General features: G+C 59.3%; 17 protein-coding genes. 9 read left to right on the forward strand and 8 right to left on the reverse strand.

The genetic code is table 11. The annotated features are described in order from the left end of the window. Positions 1-8: 8 nt before the first annotated feature. The 5 genes from flgG to Enr8_RS25495 all read right to left on the reverse strand — a co-directional run bounded on the left by flgG (position 9) and on the right by Enr8_RS25495 (position 4,664). Positions 9-809: a flagellar basal-body rod protein FlgG gene (gene flgG / locus Enr8_RS15500; protein WP_146433102.1), complete on the reverse strand. Its 801-nt coding sequence runs from the start codon at positions 807-809 to the stop codon at positions 9-11. Positions 810-845: 36 nt separating this feature from the next. Continuing rightward, a complete protein-coding gene (locus Enr8_RS15505) occupies positions 846-1,613 on the reverse strand; it encodes a flagellar hook-basal body protein (protein WP_146433105.1) in 768 nt (255 codons plus the stop codon). A gap of 326 nt (positions 1,614-1,939) precedes the next feature. Beyond that, the gene (gene hemC, locus Enr8_RS15510) at positions 1,940-2,866 is read right to left on the reverse strand and encodes a hydroxymethylbilane synthase (RefSeq protein WP_146433107.1); all 927 of its coding nucleotides are present in this window, start codon (positions 2,864-2,866) and stop codon (positions 1,940-1,942) included. Between the two features lie 156 nt (positions 2,867-3,022). Beyond that, the gene (locus Enr8_RS15515) at positions 3,023-3,997 is read right to left on the reverse strand and encodes a DUF502 domain-containing protein (protein WP_146433108.1); all 975 of its coding nucleotides are present in this window, start codon (positions 3,995-3,997) and stop codon (positions 3,023-3,025) included. An 85-nt stretch (positions 3,998-4,082) separates the two neighbouring features. After that, complete coding sequence (locus Enr8_RS25495; protein ID WP_186767676.1) at positions 4,083-4,664, reverse strand: ComF family protein; 582 nt, start codon at positions 4,662-4,664, stop codon at positions 4,083-4,085. Positions 4,665-4,974: 310 nt separating this feature from the next. Between Enr8_RS25495 and Enr8_RS15525 the strand changes: the two genes are divergently transcribed. Further along, positions 4,975-6,126, forward strand: coding sequence for an LptF/LptG family permease (locus Enr8_RS15525; RefSeq protein ID WP_186767677.1), 1,152 nt, complete (start codon positions 4,975-4,977; stop codon positions 6,124-6,126). A 184-nt stretch (positions 6,127-6,310) separates the two neighbouring features. Here the strand turns inward: Enr8_RS15525 and Enr8_RS15530 are convergent, their stop codons facing one another. Further along, a complete protein-coding gene (locus Enr8_RS15530; RefSeq protein WP_146433114.1) occupies positions 6,311-8,365 on the reverse strand; it encodes a DUF1559 family PulG-like putative transporter in 2,055 nt (684 codons plus the stop codon). A gap of 292 nt (positions 8,366-8,657) precedes the next feature. Between Enr8_RS15530 and Enr8_RS15535 the strand changes: the two genes are divergently transcribed. The 8 genes from Enr8_RS15535 (at position 8,658) to Enr8_RS15570 (ending at position 14,680) form a co-directional block, all read left to right on the forward strand. Beyond that, positions 8,658-9,254 (forward strand): peptidylprolyl isomerase, encoded by a 597-nt coding sequence (locus tag Enr8_RS15535; RefSeq protein ID WP_146433116.1) that lies wholly within the window; start codon positions 8,658-8,660, stop codon positions 9,252-9,254. 134 nt (positions 9,255-9,388) lie between these two features. Further along, on the forward strand, positions 9,389-10,807 hold the full coding sequence (locus tag Enr8_RS15540; protein WP_146433119.1) for a sulfatase-like hydrolase/transferase: 1,419 nt from the start codon (positions 9,389-9,391) through the stop codon (positions 10,805-10,807). A gap of 213 nt (positions 10,808-11,020) precedes the next feature. After that, positions 11,021-11,134, forward strand: a complete 114-nt coding sequence (gene rpmJ, locus Enr8_RS15545; RefSeq protein ID WP_002655270.1) for a 50S ribosomal protein L36 — start codon at positions 11,021-11,023, stop codon at positions 11,132-11,134. 166 nt (positions 11,135-11,300) lie between these two features. Next, positions 11,301-11,672, forward strand: a complete 372-nt coding sequence (gene rpsM / locus Enr8_RS15550) for a 30S ribosomal protein S13 (RefSeq protein ID WP_146433383.1) — start codon at positions 11,301-11,303, stop codon at positions 11,670-11,672. Between the two features lie 75 nt (positions 11,673-11,747). Further along, positions 11,748-12,128 carry a 30S ribosomal protein S11 gene (gene rpsK, locus Enr8_RS15555; protein WP_146433121.1) on the forward strand — a complete coding sequence of 127 codons (381 nt, stop codon included), beginning with the start codon at positions 11,748-11,750 and terminating at the stop codon, positions 12,126-12,128. Positions 12,129-12,189: 61 nt separating this feature from the next. Beyond that, entirely contained in the window at positions 12,190-13,176 is a 987-nt protein-coding gene (locus Enr8_RS15560; RefSeq protein ID WP_146433122.1) for a DNA-directed RNA polymerase subunit alpha, read from the forward strand. A 62-nt stretch (positions 13,177-13,238) separates the two neighbouring features. Further along, the gene (locus Enr8_RS15565) at positions 13,239-13,886 is read left to right on the forward strand and encodes a bL17 family ribosomal protein (protein WP_146433124.1); all 648 of its coding nucleotides are present in this window, start codon (positions 13,239-13,241) and stop codon (positions 13,884-13,886) included. A 158-nt stretch (positions 13,887-14,044) separates the two neighbouring features. Further along, on the forward strand, positions 14,045-14,680 hold the full coding sequence (locus tag Enr8_RS15570) for a putative metallopeptidase (RefSeq protein WP_246120097.1): 636 nt from the start codon (positions 14,045-14,047) through the stop codon (positions 14,678-14,680). Positions 14,681-14,737: 57 nt separating this feature from the next. Here Enr8_RS15570 and Enr8_RS15575 read toward each other — a convergent pair whose 3' ends face one another. Then, positions 14,738-15,013: a hypothetical protein gene (locus Enr8_RS15575; RefSeq protein ID WP_146433129.1), complete on the reverse strand. Its 276-nt coding sequence runs from the start codon at positions 15,011-15,013 to the stop codon at positions 14,738-14,740. 182 nt (positions 15,014-15,195) lie between these two features. Next, the gene (locus Enr8_RS15580; RefSeq protein ID WP_146433131.1) at positions 15,196-17,403 is read right to left on the reverse strand and encodes an ABC transporter permease; all 2,208 of its coding nucleotides are present in this window, start codon (positions 17,401-17,403) and stop codon (positions 15,196-15,198) included.

The raw sequence follows: 17,403 nt of genomic DNA on the forward strand, positions 1-17,403 counted from the left end.
GCAAACGATTAACGACGCAGGTTCGTGATCAACTGCAGGATCTGGTCGCCCGCCTGGACGGTTTGCGAATTGAGTTCAAACGAGCGTTGGGTGGTGATCAGGTCGACCAGTTCCTGGACCGGTTCGACGTTCGAGGCTTCGAGGAAGCCTTTCTCGATACCGCCGAAACCGTCGAGGTTGGGGTTGCTGATGATCGCCGCGCTCGAAGCGTTCGTTTCGGCGTAGAGGTTATCGCCCAGCTTCAACAGGCCTTCCGGGTTAATGAAGTTGGCCAGCTGAATCTGTCCCACTTCTTCCAAGGTCTGCAGGCCAGGACGCTGTACCGAAACGATGCCGTCGGACGAAACTTCGATCGCGGTCGCGTCGGGAGGAATCACGATCGACGGTTCCAGCGGACGACCGATGCCGGCCGAACCGGTGACGATTTCGCCATTGGCGTTGATCGAGAAGTTGCCGGCCCGGGTGTAGAAGGTCTGGCCGCTCGGGTCGAGGACTTGGAAAAAGCCTTGGCCGCGAATTGTCCAGTCGAGCGAGCGGTTGGTTTCGCGGAAGGCGCCTTGCTGGAAGTCGGTCTGCGTGCTGGAAACGCGAACGCCCAAACCGATGGCGGTGCCGGTCGGCGTCGGGTTCGACGTGCTGTCGAGCTGGCCCGGCAAGACGCGGTTGTCGTAGAACAGATCCTCGAAGTTCGCGCGATCCTTCTTGAAGGCGGTCGTGTTGACGTTCGCCAGGTTATTGGAGATCACGTCGAGCTTGGTCTGCAGCGACTGCATCCCAGTGGCGGCGGTGTAGAGGGTTTGAACGCTCATGGTCGTTACTTAATCCAAGGGGAAAAACGCCGGCGGTTAGCCTTGGCGGAGTACGCGGTTTACCAGGTTTCCGAGCATCTCGTCGTGGTTTTTGATCAGGTTGACGTTCGCTTCGTAGGCGCGTTGGGCTTCGATCATGGTCATCATTTCGGTGATCGAATTGACGCCGGAGCCTTCCAGAAATCCGGGACGGGTCTGACGTTCGTCTATTTCCAACTCCTGCACGCCGGCCAGCGGATAAAAGGCGGTGTCGCCATACTTGGCCAAGTCGCTTAGCGAAGCGGGTTTGACCATCGACAGCGGGACGACGTCGCCGCCAACGGTGACGAAACCGTTGGTGTCGAAGTAGTCGCCCACGTGGCGGGCCAAAGCTTCGGGATCAACCTGGATTGGCTCGCCTTGCGTGTCGAGCACCGGGTTGCCCGAAGCGGTGACCAGATTGCCTTCGGCGGTGAAGGTGAAGTCGCCGGCGCGAGTCAGATACTTTTGCCCGTCGATCAGGATCTGGAAGAAGCCTTCCCCTTCGATCGCCAGGTCGGTCGGCATGTTGGTGCCTCGCAGCGTGCCGCGAGCGTAGTCGGTGACCCGTTCGCTGACGTAGACGCCGCCGCCGACATCGTTGATCGAGCCAGAGTTGGGATAGTCTTTGCCGTCCTCAATGGCCTGGGAATAACGAGCCTGGAGAACGGCTAGATCGCGCTTGAAGCCCGCCGTGTCGACGTTCGCGATGTTGTTTGCGAGCACTTCGACCCGTTGGGCTTGGGCTTGGGCGCCTTCCGCGGCGATGTATAGGCCGTATGGCATTTGTGCGTCTCATCCATGATTCGCCCCCCCAGGCGTCGCTCAACTAATGCAAGGGGCGTGCCGAAACTTGCGTCAGTTGGCGGAAGAAACGGAGCGAAGCTCGCAAGTGCTGCAAATAACGAGAGATACGACGAACGGAATTGAATCGGCCGCTCGCGAAGGTGCGACCAGAACGTCGCGCAGAAATTGCCGAACACGCAGGGATTGCGGAACGCTAGCGGAAAGAGTTGCCGGTAGCGACGTTGTTTGCCGGTTGGATCAAGTGCTGATCACTTGGCGCCATGTTCTTCTCGCGAAGACGCGATAAGAACATGGCGCCAAGGCGACTAACCGCCGGTTGCTCGGGCGAAGGCGATCAGTCGTTCGGCGCCTTGGATCGCCAGTTGGTCGGCGACCTGACGGCCAATGTCTTCGGCGCGATTGGGCGGTCCGCAGGCCGAGGCGGTGATCTTGTGGTGGCCGTCGCCGCTGACGACGACGCCATCGAGAAACAGCAACTGCTTGGCATCGTCGATCCGTCCCCAAGCGCCGACCGGCGCCAGGCATCCGCCTCGCAAGTTGCGAAGCATCGAACGCTCGGCCAAGACCGAGTAGTGGGACGGAGCGTGATTGAGCGGCGCTAGCACGTCGGCCGAGACCATGTCGTTCTCACGAATCTCCAGACCTAGCGCTCCTTGGCCAACGGCCGGCAGCATCTGCGTCTTCGGAATGACGTGGCGGATCCGTTCGTACATCTCAAGCCGGCGGAGGCCCGCTTCGGCCAGGATGATCGCGTCATAGTGACCGTCGTCCAGTTTGCGGAGCCGGGTGTCGAGATTGCCGCGGATGTCGCGGATCTGCAGATCGGATCGCAGGTGTAACAGTTGCGCTTTGCGGCGCATGCTGCCGGTACCGATGATCGCCTCGTTCGGCAGGCTGAGGACGTCCGACGCCTTGGGCGAGATCAGGACGTCGCCATCGGCCGCACGTTCGGGCACCGCCGTCAGTCGTAGGCCCGCGACCGCTTCGGTCGGCAGATCTTTGAGACTGTGGACGGCGACGTCGATGCGGTTGTCGAGCAGGGCCGCCTGAATTTCGGTCGTAAAGACGCCCCGTCCGCCGATCGAGTCGAGGGGGCCTTTCGTGACGTCACCTTGGGTGGCGATCTGGATGATTTCGACTTCCGCTCCGCCGGCGCGAAGCTGATCGGCAACCCAGTTGGCTTGCCATTGTGCGAGTTGACTGCCTCGCGTTCCAATCCGTATAGCTGGCATAGGTCTTGAGGAGTCTGAGGAGGGCCGTTCTGTAAGAGGTATCGGCGGAAACTTGCCCTTTCCAGCCAGATGCCCTACGAGTCGTGATTCTCGTATCCCCCGATAGAATAGCGTAACAAGCGAAGCTTAGCGAGACTTACGCCCAAAAGGTGGGGGCTATTTCTGCACGAACGGGGGTGAGTCGCTCACCGCATGGGGCTTGCCGTTCTGCTCCGCTTCGGCGTGCGCCTTCTCTTCGGCGATCTGCGTAGCGATGCGACTGGCCATTTCCCGGGTCATTTGATGGTCGGGGACGACCACGCCGCAGCTGACGATAAATTGTAGCGCCTGGTCCAGCGTGATGTTCAGGTCGACCGTCTCACTTTTCTTGACGTTGACCGTAAATCCGGTCGCCGGCATCGGCGATGTGGGGATCAAGACGGTCATCACCGGTTCGTTGGCGACGCTACGAATATCGAGGAGGCTCTCGCTGGTGACGAAGCCGAGCGACCAGATTCCCTTTCGCGGGTATTCGACCGCCACGATCCGCGTGAACTCCAGCTCCCGCTCATTGAGCAGGAAGTCGGTCACCTGCTTTACGGAAGAATAGACGTTGCGCACGATCGGCAACCGGTGCAGAATTTGTCGTTCGGACGCGGTCCACAAGATCCGGCCGACTCCGATCGCGACGAACTTGCCGGAGAAGTAAAGCAGCAGCACAAAGATGCAGAGGAGGGCGGGGATCGTGATCTGGCGACGCAAGAAGCGCAGTTGCACATATTCCTGGTAGAACGCGGCGCCCGAGTAAGGGAGCGGCTGATCGTGCAGGTTCTGATCGACCAGATTGTAGACCGAAGCCGGAATCCAATCGCCGTTGGGCGTTTGATGGTAGACGGTGTTGTGCAGCATCGCGGTCTCATCGCCTGGCTGCGCGTCCGGCATCGTCCGATGCACGTCGCGGATCGCCATCGAAACGAAGTAACGCGCGGTCGCCTCGACCGGAGTCAGCACGTAGTTCTGAACCGACGATAAGACCCAGATCAGGATCAAGATCGTCAGCAGCGGAGGCGCAACCAGACCGAGACCGCGCAACAGTGCGCGGCGGAAGGATTGGATGCCGCTCGGTTTTTTGGGTTGCTCTTCCGAATTCATATCTAACTGCAGGGGTTTGCTAGCAGTGCGCGGTGCTGCACGAGATTCTTCGACTGTCGGCCGGCTGTCGAGTGATTCGGAAACGTTAGTTTCCTGTTTCGCCGAGTGGCGCACGTGCGGCGACCGCTACGATTACGCGATCGGCGCCGCTTTTACGCATTTTACTGGTTATCTCGCTGGCCGTCGCGCCGCTGGTCATCACGTCGTCGACCAGCAAAACGGAGCGTCCGGCCAGCAAATGGGGCGTTTTCACCCGAAAACCGTCCCGCACGTTCGCTCGACGAGCGGTGATGCGCAGCTCGGACTGCTTACGCATCCTTCGCGAAATTTTTAGCGCCTGGGGACGAAATTTCACATTCAGACGCTTGGCAATCGCTTCGCCCAGGCGCTGAGCAGGATTGAATCCACGACGAATTTTCCGCATCCAGTAAATCGGTACCGGTACGACCAGATCAATTGGTCCCAGCCACTCGGTGGCGGCGACTTGATCCGCCAATAGATCGGCTACTGCTGCGCAGACGGGAGCGCCGCCTGCCTGTTTGGCGGCGATGATCGCGTGCTGCAATAAGCCGGCGTGATCCCCCAGCGGAATCACGCCTTCCCATTTTAGGCGCCGTTGGCGACAGAAGTCACAACCGTCGGCGCCCGGTACGTGCCCTGGAGGCAAGCGATTTCCGCAGCGCGAGCAGCGAATGGCCGCTTCAAGAAGCTGCTGGCGGCAGGTCATACAGCAGGGCGCCGCATTTCCCGCAGTCGCCTCTACGGCGGAAAGACAAAGTGGACACGCAGCCGGCAGCAGCAATCGTCGCCAAGGCGAGATTGCCCAGCTTGCGAGTGTTCGCCAGTTGGTTGCGGTGTGCGTCGTTGACATGCCGCCCATTATAGGGGAAGGAGTGGTCCGATTCACCTTTGGGAAAAATCGCCTTCGCGGTATAGTCTCTGGCGATTTCCGCTTCGATCCCGTCACCTCTGTCGAGATGATTCCGGCCGTGTACATCATCGACCGCTATCTGCTGCTGCAGTTCGTTAAGTCGTTCCTGATCTTCTTCGTCAGCTTTACTGGGCTGTACGTCGTGATCGATTCGTTCAACAACCTAGACGAGTTCCTGCGGTACGGCGAAGAAACGGGACGGGGCGCGTTTCCGATCTTGATCGACTATTACACGCCGCGGATTTTTACCTTCTTCAACATGACCGGGGGCATTCTGACGCTGATTGCGGCGATGTTCACCGTCACCTGGCTACAGCGGCACAACGAAATGACCGCGCTGATGGCGGCCGGCATTACCAAAGAGCGAATCGTCCGCCCGGTGATTATCGCGGTGGCGGTGATCGCGGTGCTGGGCGCTTTGAACCGGGAATTCGTGGTGCCGGAATACTCCGACGCTCTCAGCCGCAACGCCCAGGATTGGCTGGGCCAATCGGCCAAGCAGATGCAACCGAAATACGACAACCTGACCGACGTGCTGATCAGCGGTAATCATACCTTCGCCAACGAGATGCGGATCGAAGGCCCCAAGTTTCGGCTGCCGCGGTCGCAGGCGGGGATGGGCGCCAAGTTGAACGCCGAAAATGCTTTCTTCAAACCGGCCGAAGGAGATCGCCCCAGCGGCTACTTGCTTGACAACGTCACCGAGCCCGAAAACCTGGCCGAAATCCCGTCACTGCTCGATCGGGAGGATCGCGTCTTTGTGATGATGCCGAAGGACAACGCGTGGCTGGCGCCGAATCAATGCTTTGTCGTCAGCGAACTGACGTTCGAGCAACTGACCGCGAGTCGCGAATGGCGCAATAGCGCCTCGACCTGGGCGCTGGTCTCGGCGCTCCGCAATCGCTCGCTCGACTTTGGCGCCGACGTGCGGGTCGAAATACACAGCCGGCTGACGCAGCCGTTTCTCGATATGACGCTGCTGCTGTTGGGATTGCCGCTAGTTTTGAAGAACGACAATCGCAACGTGTTTGTGGCGATCGGCTTGTGCGGCGCAGTGGTGGTCCTCTTTTTCGCAGTGACGATGGCCAGTCGCGGCATGGGCGCCAACTACATGATCAGCCCGGCGCTGGCGGCCTGGTTTCCGCTGATGGTCTTTGTGCCGTTTGCGACGTACATGTCCGAAGCGATGCGGGCCTAGCAGTCCGTTGATTTTCTCAACGGGCTGCTGGATCGCAGGGACGCGATCCCAAAATAGCGACATAAGTCGTTATTTTGCGAGCCGCGAAGAGCTATGCTCTGAGCCTGGCAAGGTTGGAAAATGCCACGAGGGCATTTTTCAACAGGCAGCTAGTCCGGTTGTCTGTTCCAGCTTCAACGCCATGTTATCGCCGGGCAGTCTCCGCATTCGCGGTGAGCGGCGGGATCTTTTCGTTCGGGTAGAGCTTCTTGAACTCTTCCAGGTTCCGCTGCGTCTTGATCCGTTCGATGTTGTTGGGCAATCCGCCGATCGCGGTCTGGTACCACTGGGCGGCGCGGCGTTGGATCCGCTTTTTCTCGAGCGGGTTGAAGCCGGAAGTCGCTTTCCACCACATGTCGCCAATTTCGGCCTGCAGCGTCGGCGTTGTCGGGATTTCGAGCTCCAGCAACGCGGCGTCCTTCAGATTTTGATTGCTCGATTTGGCCAGGAACGGCAGTCCCTTGTCCCACTGATTGCGATGCAGACAGAGATAGCGACCTACCAGCAAGTTGCCGTCCGGGTTGAACGAGGGCCGCTCTAGCGAGAGAAACTGCGCCTCGATGTCGGAGTAAACTTTCCGCGCTTCGGTCACTTCGTCGCGGAGGGCGGCGATCCGCTGCACCATGGCGCCGTCGTTTTGCGAACGGGCGAACGTTTCGATAATCGTGAATAGTTCGTCGATCGCTTTGAAGTTGTTGCGATCGTAGGAGACCTGCCAGATCTGGATCGCCAACTGCTTGAATTCCTCTTTCCGCTGCGGCGGAATACGAGCGACATTTTGCGAAGCGAACCGGAGCAACTGCAGCTGTTGATTGACGGTGTCGAACTCGAACTGGCTGTTGAGCGCGTCAAAGGCGTCTTTGGCCGTCGCGGGGGCTTTCCCTTTTTGCGCCATCTGGTACGCCAACGAGTACATCGCGAACTGCTGCACCGGATCGTCACCCAGCTTCTTGCCGGAGTCGACCAGCATCTTGGCGAGTTCGGCCTGGCGATTATCCGAGTCGGCGACCCGGAATTCGTTGGAGAAGATCTCCCGAATCCGCGTCTCGGCGATCTCGGTCAACTTCGGATCGGGAATCGGCAACTTCTGCACGCCCAGAGATTCTTTCGAGCCCAACGCAGGACCCAAGTCTCCGGCCGGCGCTTGTCGCGTTGGCGTCATCTTGACCGGCGTGCTCGCGGCGACCTGGCCTGGGTCAGGCATCGTGGGAGCTGCGGCGACATTAGTCGGAGCGGTAGCGGCCGAGTCGGCGCCAACCTTGCGAATGTCAAACCCGTTGGCCAAGACGAAGAAGTCGGTCATCTCGGTCGGCGTAACCGAGGCGGGAACCAGGTGCGTCTCGCCATCGGCGGTGATGACATAGATCGAACCGTTGCGGAGCTGCCCCATCCCTTCCCGCGGGGCGGCCGGATTGAACTCGAGATCGAACGGTTTGACCCAGCTGACCGACATCGCGTCATCCGCTTCGACGACCAGCGGGATCGTGCCCAGCGAGCGGCGCCCGACCGTCTCGAGACTGGTTGGCGAAGAAGCCCGGGCGGCACACGTCGGCCCAAACGCCATCAAAAAGTTGGTCGCTTCGTCGCGGCGTTCCGGCGATTGATAGACGGCCGGAATCTTCTTCGCCAGGGCCAGGTTTTGTTTATCGTTCCACGGCTTATCGAGGGCGAACTGGTCATACAGATCTTGGTAGCCGAGATATGGTAGTAGATCGATCCGCCAACCGAGCAGCGTATTGCCGCGCGAGTCTTTGCGGACGGCGCCCGGGATCTCTCCCTTATCGGTAATCATGTCGGCCAAGGCCTCGCCGATGATTTCGAGCTTGGCTTGCGCTTCGGCCGCTTTGTCGGCTGGTGGATTTTGCGCCAGCCGTTCAATTCGCTCTCGCCGCCCGGCATATTTGGGATCGATGGCCGGGGTGGTTTCGGCCGGCATCGCTTCGGCGGTCGCCGGCTGTTTGGTCGTGGGGGCTGGTTTCTTCGTTTCGGCGGCTGGTTTCTTGGGCGGATTGGCCGCCTTCGGTTTGGGGGCCGGGGTTTTCGGCGGGGGCGTTTCTTCTTCCTCTTCATCATCCGACGAGCGGCTGAATGAGACGGCATTCATCCGGCGCTCGGCGTCGGAACTGCAGCTACAACCGCCGTGCAGCAAAGCCAACAGAAGCAATAAAACGAAGTACGGACGGGGAGAAAGCGGGATCATGTTCAAGCTCGGTCACCTTGCGAAGCGTGCATACCAAGGCCGATTCTAGGCGATCACCCAGTTGAGGCTGACCGTCGTCAACGGAAATTCTCACGATCTTTACCGTTTCCTCATTTATCGCCGGGCAGCGTTCACTTTGGGAGAGGTAGAGGCGAATGGGCGAAGCGGGTTAGCTTGTTTACCGAGATCTTTACGCAGTGACCTGGCGGGTTCGTCTGGCGGTATTTGGAGGAAAGAGGCAAAATGTAGGTCTGCCTGAAAATCACCACACACTTTCTCCCCGGAGCTGTTCATGTTGCGTTTGGCGATGATTGCTGCGTTCTCGGTTCTGTCCGCTACCTCTTTGCTGGCTGCCCCGGCCTCGCAGGGAAAAGTAACCGAAAAGGTCTACTTTGATATTGCGATCGACGGCAAACCGGCCGGCCGGATCGTGATCGGCCTGTTCGGCGAAGACGTGCCGAAGACCGCGGCCAACTTCCGCGCCCTCTGCACCGGCGAAAAAGGGAAGGGGCGTTCTGGCGTTCCGCTCTCCTACAAAGGAAGCACCTTTCACCGCATCATTCCGCAGTTCATGCTGCAAGGCGGGGACTTCACCAACGGCAACGGCACCGGCGGCGAAAGCATCTACGGCGCCAAGTTCGCCGACGAGAACTTCAAGTACACCCACGATGGCGCCGGTGTCTTGAGCATGGCCAACTCGGGCCCCAACACCAATGGCTCGCAGTTCTTCATCACCACGGTCAAAACGGACTGGCTCGATGGTCGCCACGTCGTCTTCGGCCGCGTCCTGCAAGGGATGGACGTGGTGAAGAAGGTCGAATCGTACGGTACGCAAAACGGCAAGCCCCGCGCGACGGTCACCATCGCTGACTGCGGCGTGGTCAAATAACCCGCCGATACGACAAAATTCGATTTCCACTGGAAAACGCCGGTCCTTGCCGGCGTTTTCTTTTTGCCCCCCACCCGGTCTGGCGGTTATAAAGGAGGACTCCCCTGTGGACTCCCGCCTGAAGAGAGTTGATCATGCGTCGATTCGCCTCGCTTTGCTTCCTGTTGCTGGCCGTTTCGCTGGCTTCCGCCGCCGAAAAGCCGAACATCGTCTTTCTGTTCGCAGACGATTACAGCTACGAATGCGTCGGCGCCTACGGGCATCCGATGGTGCAAACCCCCAACATCGACCAGTTGGCCAAACAGGGAACGCGGTTTACCCACGCCTACAACATGGGGTCGTGGAGCGGGGCCGTTTGCGTCGCCAGCCGCACGATGCTTAACACCGGGCGATTTGTCTGGAACGCCGAGAAGGTCTACAAATCGGCCGACCAAGAGCGAGTCGCCGGGCGATTTTGGTCCGAATACATGAAGGCCGCCGGCTACGACACCTACATGACCGGCAAGTGGCATGTGCCGGCCAAGGCCGACAAGGCGTTCGCCACCAGCGCCCACATTCGCGGCGGCATGCCCAACCAGACGGAAGCTGGCTACAACCGTCCCCAAGCGGATGGTTCCGACAGATGGTCGCCGTCCGATCCTCAGTTCGGCGGTTTCTGGGCCGGCGGTAAGCATTGGAGCGAAGTGGTCGCCGATGACGCGATTGGCTTCCTGGAAACGGCTGCCAAGCAGGAAAAGCCGTTCTTCATGTACTTGGCCTTCAATGCCGTGCATGATCCGCGGCAATCGCCACAGGAATATGTCGATCGCTACCCGGTCAGCAAGACCGACGTGCCGGCCGACTTTATGCCGGAATACCCTGAAAAAGAGGCGATGGGCGCCGGCAAAGGCTTGCGGGACGAGAAATTAGCCCCGTTTCCCCGCACCCGGCACTCGATTCAGGTTCATCGCAGCGAGTACTACGCGATCATCGAGCACATGGACGTTCAGGTCGGGCGGATTCTCGACGCCCTCAAGGCGACCGGTAAAGCCGACAATACTTATGTCTTCTTCACGGCCGACCATGGATTGGCCTGCGGACACCACGGTCTGCTCGGCAAGCAGAACATGTACGACCATAGCGTGCGGGTGCCGTTGATCGTCGCCGGACCCGGTTTGCCGCAAGGTAAAGTGTGCGAAGTGCCGGTCTATCTGCAGGATGTGATGGCGACCGCCCTGGAGGTCGCAGGGGTCGAAAAGCCGGAGCATGTCGAATTTCGCAGCCTGTTGCCGGTGATTGCCGGCGAGCGAGAGGTCCAATACGACGCGATTTATGGCGCCTACCTGAATAAACAGCGAATGATCACCGCCGATGGCTACAAATTGATCCTCTACCCGACGATTGCAAAATTGAAGCTGTTTCATCTGACGGACGATCCGCAAGAGCAGCAAGATTTGGCGGCAAAACCGGAGCAGCGGGAGAGAATTTCGGCCCTTTTGCAGCAATTGATCGGCCTGCAAGCGGAGCTCGGCGACCAGCTTGATCTAAAGAAACCGTATGGCGATTGGCTGTAGTCAGCCGCCTGGGCAGCGGTGAAAAGCCGAGAAATACTGGGAAAAGCGCCCCAGAAGCTGGTCCCAATCGCCCAGCGGAATGATCTGGGAAGCGGCTCAAAATTGGGGTAGACTTTCCGCTTCGTTTTCCTGCTGGGAGGCCTTGCAAGCCAATCGCCAAGAGCGTTATACTGGCTCGCTTCCACCATAAGCATTGATTGGAAGCTGTAGGCGATGAAAGTTCGAGCCAGCGTAAAACGCATCTGCGACAAGTGCAAAGTAGTCCGCCGCCGCGGCCGGATTTTCGTGATCTGCGAGAATCCCCGCCACAAGCAACGCCAGGGCTAGGCCGCAAGGTCCGCCTCTGAATGGCGCATGGACCTGCCGGTCACGAGGCTTCCGCAAGGAAACCCGCTTTGTGACCTGTCTGTCGCACCTAAACCGTACAATTTTCCGCACATAGAGTAATTCGACGCCACGGCGTCTTGGTAGGAGTAGAGTTATGCCCCGTTTGATGGGTGTCGACATTCCGAACGACAAACCGACCTGGATTTCGCTGACGTACTTGTACGGCGTTGGACCGCACACCGCGCGTGAGCTGTGTGTAAAGGTTGGCATTTCGCAAGAACGCAAAGCTGGCGAGCTGCACGAAGATGAGCTCAGCAGAATTGCCGGTTTGCTGGAAACGGAATACACCGTTGAAGGTCCGCTCCGCCGCCAAATCTCGCAAAACATTCAGCGTTTGAATCGCATTGTTTGCTATCGCGGCTTGCGTCATCGCCGCGGTCTGCCGGTTCGCGGACAGCGAACCAGCACCAATGCCCGTACTCGCAAGGGGCCGAAGAAGACGGTCGCCGGCAAGAAGGGCGTGAAGGACCTGCGCTAATCTGGCAGGCAGGTCGGCTTCCATTTCAGGCGGACCTGGATCAAGCGAGCATCCACACATCAGGAGATTGGCGCAGTGGCCAAGACAACCAAGAAGAAAATTCGTCGCAACGTATTGCAGGCGGTCGTGCATGTCAAAGCGACCTTCAACAACACGCAAGTGACGATTACCGACGCCAAAGGGGATTCGCTCTGCTGGGCGAGCGCCGGTACTTGCGGTTTCAAGGGAAGCCGCAAGAGCACCCCGTTCGCCGGCCAATGTGCCGCGCAGCAGGCCGCCGAAAAGGCGCTGAAGTTCGGTGTGAAGGAAGTCGAAGTTCGCGTGAAGGGCCCGGGTTCGGGGCGCGAAAGTGCGATCACCGCGTTGGCCGCCGCCGGTCTGAACGTCCGTTCGATCGAAGACTGCACGCCGATTCCGCACAACGGTTGCCGTCCGCCGAAGAAACGCCGCGTCTAGTCGTCGCGTTTCCCGCTTTCCCCCCACAGCTGTTTCGAAGTTCGTCGAACGGAGAGAATCAATGCATATTCGCTGGCGCGGTTTGGAGTTGCCGAGCGTCGTTAATTGCGAAGCCGAAACCCTGTCGTCCAACTACGGCAAGTTTATCGCCGAGCCGTTTGAACGCGGTTTTGGCGTGACGATCGGCAATAGCCTGCGACGCATCCTGCTGTCGAGCCTGGAAGGCGCCGCGGTTACGCAGATTAAGGTTCGTGGGGCTCAGCACGAGTTCACCTCGATCCCCGGCGTGGTCGAAGACATGACCGAGATCGTCCTCAACACCAAGGCGATCGTCGTCAAAAAGCACTCCGAGATGACCAAGGTCATCACGATCGAAAAGCAGGGGCCCTGTGAGATTACCGGCGCCGACATTCAGTGCGACCCGGAAGTCGAGATCATCAACAAAGACATTCCCCTCTGCACGATCACCGGCGACATTCCGTTCATGATGGAAATGGTCGTCGAATCGGGCCGCGGTTATATTCCGGCGACCGAGCACAGCACCGCTGAGCACGAAATTGGGATCATCCCGGTCGACGCCGTCTATAGCCCGGTGACCCGTGTTCGCTACGAAGTGGAAGAAACCCGCGTCGGTCAGAAGACGAACTACGACAAGCTGACCCTGGAAATCTGGACCGACGGTTCGATTCATCCGGAATACGCGTTGGTCGAAGCGGCGAAGATCCTTCGCAAGCACCTCAACCCGTTCGTTCAATACAACGAACTCGGCTCGAAGATCAGCATCCCCAGCCGCACTCAGGCGAGCGGCCTGGATCCGGTGCTTGAATCGAAGCTGAACATGAGCTTGGCCGAAATGCACCTGTCGGTGCGGGCCAGCAACTGCTTGGAATCGGAAAATATCAATACGGTCCGCGACCTGGTTCGCCGTACCGAAGATCAGTTGATGGAAGTTCGTAACTTTGGCGAAACGACGCTGACCGAAGTGAAGGAAAAGCTGAAAGAGCTCGGCCTGCACTTGGGAATGCGAGTTACCTCGGCGCCTCGTTAGTCAACGCCCTCAACGACCGTAATTTGCAATTCACACGGTTAGTTTCATAAGACGTTAGTACCATGCGACATCGAAAAAAAGGCCGAGTTCTCGGACGTTCGTCCCCGCACCGCAAAGCGATGATGCGGAACATGGCGAGCAGCCTGCTCCTCTCGCTTCGTAGCGACGACGTGAACGAATCAGGTTACGAGTATCTCCCGTCCGACACGCCTGACGCCGGACGTAACGTGCCGAAGGTCAAAGGCCGCATCGTCACCACGATCTCGAAGGCGAAAGAAATTCGCCCCTACATCGAGAAGGTGATCACCATCGCTCGCAAGGCGTTGCCACACATCCGCGCTGCGGAAAAGCTGGCGACCTCGGAAGCCAAATACGATGGCAGCGGCAAGGTGAACCCGGCTTACAAAGAGTGGCGCAAGAGCGAAGCCTACGTCGAGTGGAACAACGCCCAGGCGCCCGCCTTGGCTGCCCGTCGTCGTTGCGTCTCGATGCTTGGCAACCACCAAGCTGTCGACATCCTGTTCGACGTGATCGCCCCGAAGTTTGAAGATCGCGATGGCGGTTATACCCGCATCCTGCGTCTGGCTACGCCGCGCTTGGGTGACGCCGGTACCCGCGCGATCATCGAATTCGTCGGCAACGATCGCGATCGCACCAGCGAAGCGGCCGAACGCCCGGCGTTTGAAGGCGAAGCCGCCGCGGCCGAGTAAGCGAATCATCCCGGTCATTTTTTTGACCGCAATTCGCTTTGCCTTGGACAAACCAAAGCCGTTATACTCCCGCACGTGGAGTGTAACGGCTTTTTTCATGGACGGACGATTCTCGCATGCCTGCAGCTGGCTCTTCTCGCCGACGAGCGCTCTCTCCGGTGAAGCGAAACTCCCTGCCGGGGTTCGACTTCTCATGGCACATGCGCCAGCTGGTCGCCGACATGGTCGCCCGCACTCCCGAGCTGAAACATATCAATCTCAGCCGGATGGCGGTCGCCGTCGCCCAGGCTCGCAAAGATGTGCAATATGGGATCTTCGCGTCGCTCACGCCGATGCGTTTTGAAGGGGGCGCCACCACCACCGTCCGTCGCGGGCACACGTACCGCGTGCAGCGTCTGACCGACGACAAGGGACGCGAGATGCTCTACATCCTTACGTTCTACCTGCCGCGGTTCATGGACATGGTATTCGAAGAGAAGATGATCACCATCTTCCACGAACTGTGGCACGTCAGTCCCAAGTTCGACGGCGACATCCGTCGTTTGCCCGGTCGCTGCTACGCTCACTCCCACTCGCAAAAAGAATACGACGAGCAAATGGGGGTGCTGGCCAACAAGTACCTAATGACAGCCCCGCTCCGTACGCACTACCAGTTTCTCGAACTCAATTTCGCCCAACTCCACCAACAATTCGGCCGCGTCTACGGTATCAAAATCCCGCGGCCGAAATTGGAGTTGGTAGGCAAAGCTCCGCCGAAACCGAAGAAGAAAACGCGGCGGCGGAAAACGGGTTAGTCGCTCTGACCGATTTGCTTGACAAAGCGCACGGAATTGCTGTCGACTACAAGGTCGTTAAGGAGAGGGCAGGCGGCCGCGGTTGGTTGCCCCAAGAAAACGGCGGCATGGAGTCCACTCCGTGATCAAAAAAACGCGCTCGGTCCAGTCCAGTTGATCGGGATTGGTGGATGCGTATCCGGCGACTCCGCCAGCGAGAAAAATGTCGCGGTCCAGTCCACGACGCGTGAAAAAACGAATCGTCCAGTCCAGTCCGTTCTCAAAACTACCTAAGTTGCCAACTTGGGCGTTGGCCGCGAAAAAAACGTTGCGGTCGAGTCCACTACCAAGCAAGAAAGCGAATCGTCCGGTCCAGTCGGTTACTTAAGCCGCCTAAATTGCCAGCTTGGGCGTCGGACGCGAAAAAAAATGGACGCGAATAGTCCAGTCCTGTCCACCGAAGACACGCTCTTCTCCCGCAGACGGGATAAGAGCATGGTGGGCACGAAAAAAATGTGCGCCAGTGGTCCAGTCCGCTAGTCCAGCTGCTTCCTGAAACGCGCAATCGACAGGGAGAGGATCACGAAGCAGCAGATCGACAATCCGGCGATCGAGGGAATCAGATCGACGAAGTCGGCGTTGCGCAGGACGATGCCCCGGAGGATTTCGATGAAGTAGGTGACCGGGATGGCGAACGTCACCAGGTAGATCGGCAACGGCATTTCGCTGCGGGGGAACATGAATCCCGACAGGAGGACCGACGGCAGCATGATCAGAAACGAAAACTGCAGCGCCGCGACCTGCGTCTTGGCCAGCGTCGAGACCAGCAGTCCCAGGCCAAGCGAGCAGACGATAAACAGTGCCGACAGCACCGTCAGCAAAAACAGGTTGCCCCGGATCGGCACGCCGAAGACATAGACCATGACGGTCAGCACCAGCAGCATTTCGACCAGGCCGATGATCGAGTAGGGAATCAACTTACCGAGCACGAGGCCCGCCCGGCCGACCGGCGTGACGAACAACTGCTCGAGCGTTCCCAGCTCGCGCTCCCGAACGATGGCGAAGGCGGTCAGAAAGAGCGTCACCAACTGCAGGATGATGCCGACCAGCCCCGGCACAAAGAACCGGGCGCTTTCCAGGTCGGGGTTGTACAGCAAGCGCGGCCGGATGTCGATCGGCAGGGCCAGCTCGCCCCATTGATCGCGAGCCGGCGCCCGCTGAACTTCGCCTGCACTGTTTTTCGCCCGACCGATCGAAAGGTTGAGACCAAGCAGCGCGACCGCGTTTTGGGCGGTGGTCGCCACTTGTGAGTCGCTGCCGTCGATCAACACTTGGACCTGCGCCTGACGTCCTTGGGCCAGGCTGTCGCTGTAGTTGGGTGGGATCCTAACGCCCACCTTGGCGCGGCCCGAAGTGAGCGAGCGATGAAAACTATCTTCATCATAGACGCGGTCGATCAGCTTCAGCTTGCGGGTGTTGACCAGGGCGTCGATCAGCCGCTGGCTGTCTTGGCGACCATCGAGGTCGTAGACCACCATCGGGATGTTTTCAATTTGAATGTCGATCGCGTAGCCGAAGATCAAGATCTGCATCACCGGCACGACGAACATGAAGAAGAGGGTGCTCGGTTGGCGGCGAATGTGCGACATCTCTTTGACGAAGATCGCCAGCAGGCCATCGGTCGAATGGCCGGTGAGCGTCGATTTGTGCTGGCGAGGCGGAGCGGGGGAGGGCGCCTCCATCTCTTCGGCAACCTCGCGGGCCGACTCCAGGCGAACCGTTTGCGCCGGTTCGCCATTGTCGCGGCGCTCTTCCGCCTTCTTGGTCAGCGTGACGAAGACATCCTCCAGCGTCGGTTCGATCTCGCGGATCGGCAACTTGTCGACGGCCGTCTCCAGGTCGTCGGCCAACTGCTGGTGGGTGTACGACTCGTCAACCAGCGCGTGGATCATCTCGCCAAACAGCGTCGCGTCATGCACCTGCGGCACGTGGGCCAGTTTGGTCAGCCCGGCCGAGGGATTATGGGCGTCGATCTCCAGCCGCTTGGTTCCCATAGGCGTCACGTCAGGCAGTTGTTTCAGCTCTTCGCCGCGACCGAGCACCAGCAGCTTCGACATGAAGATATAGCCGACGTCGGTGCAACGTTCCGCTTCGTCCATGTAGTGGGTCGTCACGAACAGCGTCACCCCCTGGGCGGCCAGTTCAAACAACAGATCCCACAACTGCCGCCGCGCGACCGGATCGATCCCGGCGGTCGGCTCGTCCAGAAACAGCACGTCCGGTTCATGAATCAAAGCACAGGCGAGCGCCAGCCGTTGCTTCCAACCGCCCGAGAGCGTTCCCGCCAGTTGGTCGATGCGATCTTCCAGACCCGTCAGATCAAGCACCGCTTGGCGACGCTCGGTCAGGCGCAGGTCAGGCAGGCCATAGATTCGCCCGTAGAAGTCGAGGTTCTCCCGCACCGACAGGTCGCCGTACAGACTGAACTTCTGCGACATGTAGCCGATGCGACGTTTGATCTCCTCAGGCTGAGTGCGAACGTCGAAGCCCAGGACCGACGCGTCGCCTGCCGACGGCTCAAGCACGCCGCACAACATCCGAATGATCGTCGACTTGCCGCTGCCGTTAGGGCCGAGTAATCCGAAGATGGCGCCCCGCTGGACGTCGAAACTGACGTCATCGACGGCGACCAGATCGCCGAACGTGCGAGAAAGTCCCTCGACTCGGATAACGGGCTCGCTCAT

This window comes from Blastopirellula retiformator (assembly GCF_007859755.1).
Taxonomy (GTDB): domain Bacteria; phylum Planctomycetota; class Planctomycetia; order Pirellulales; family Pirellulaceae; genus Blastopirellula; species Blastopirellula retiformator.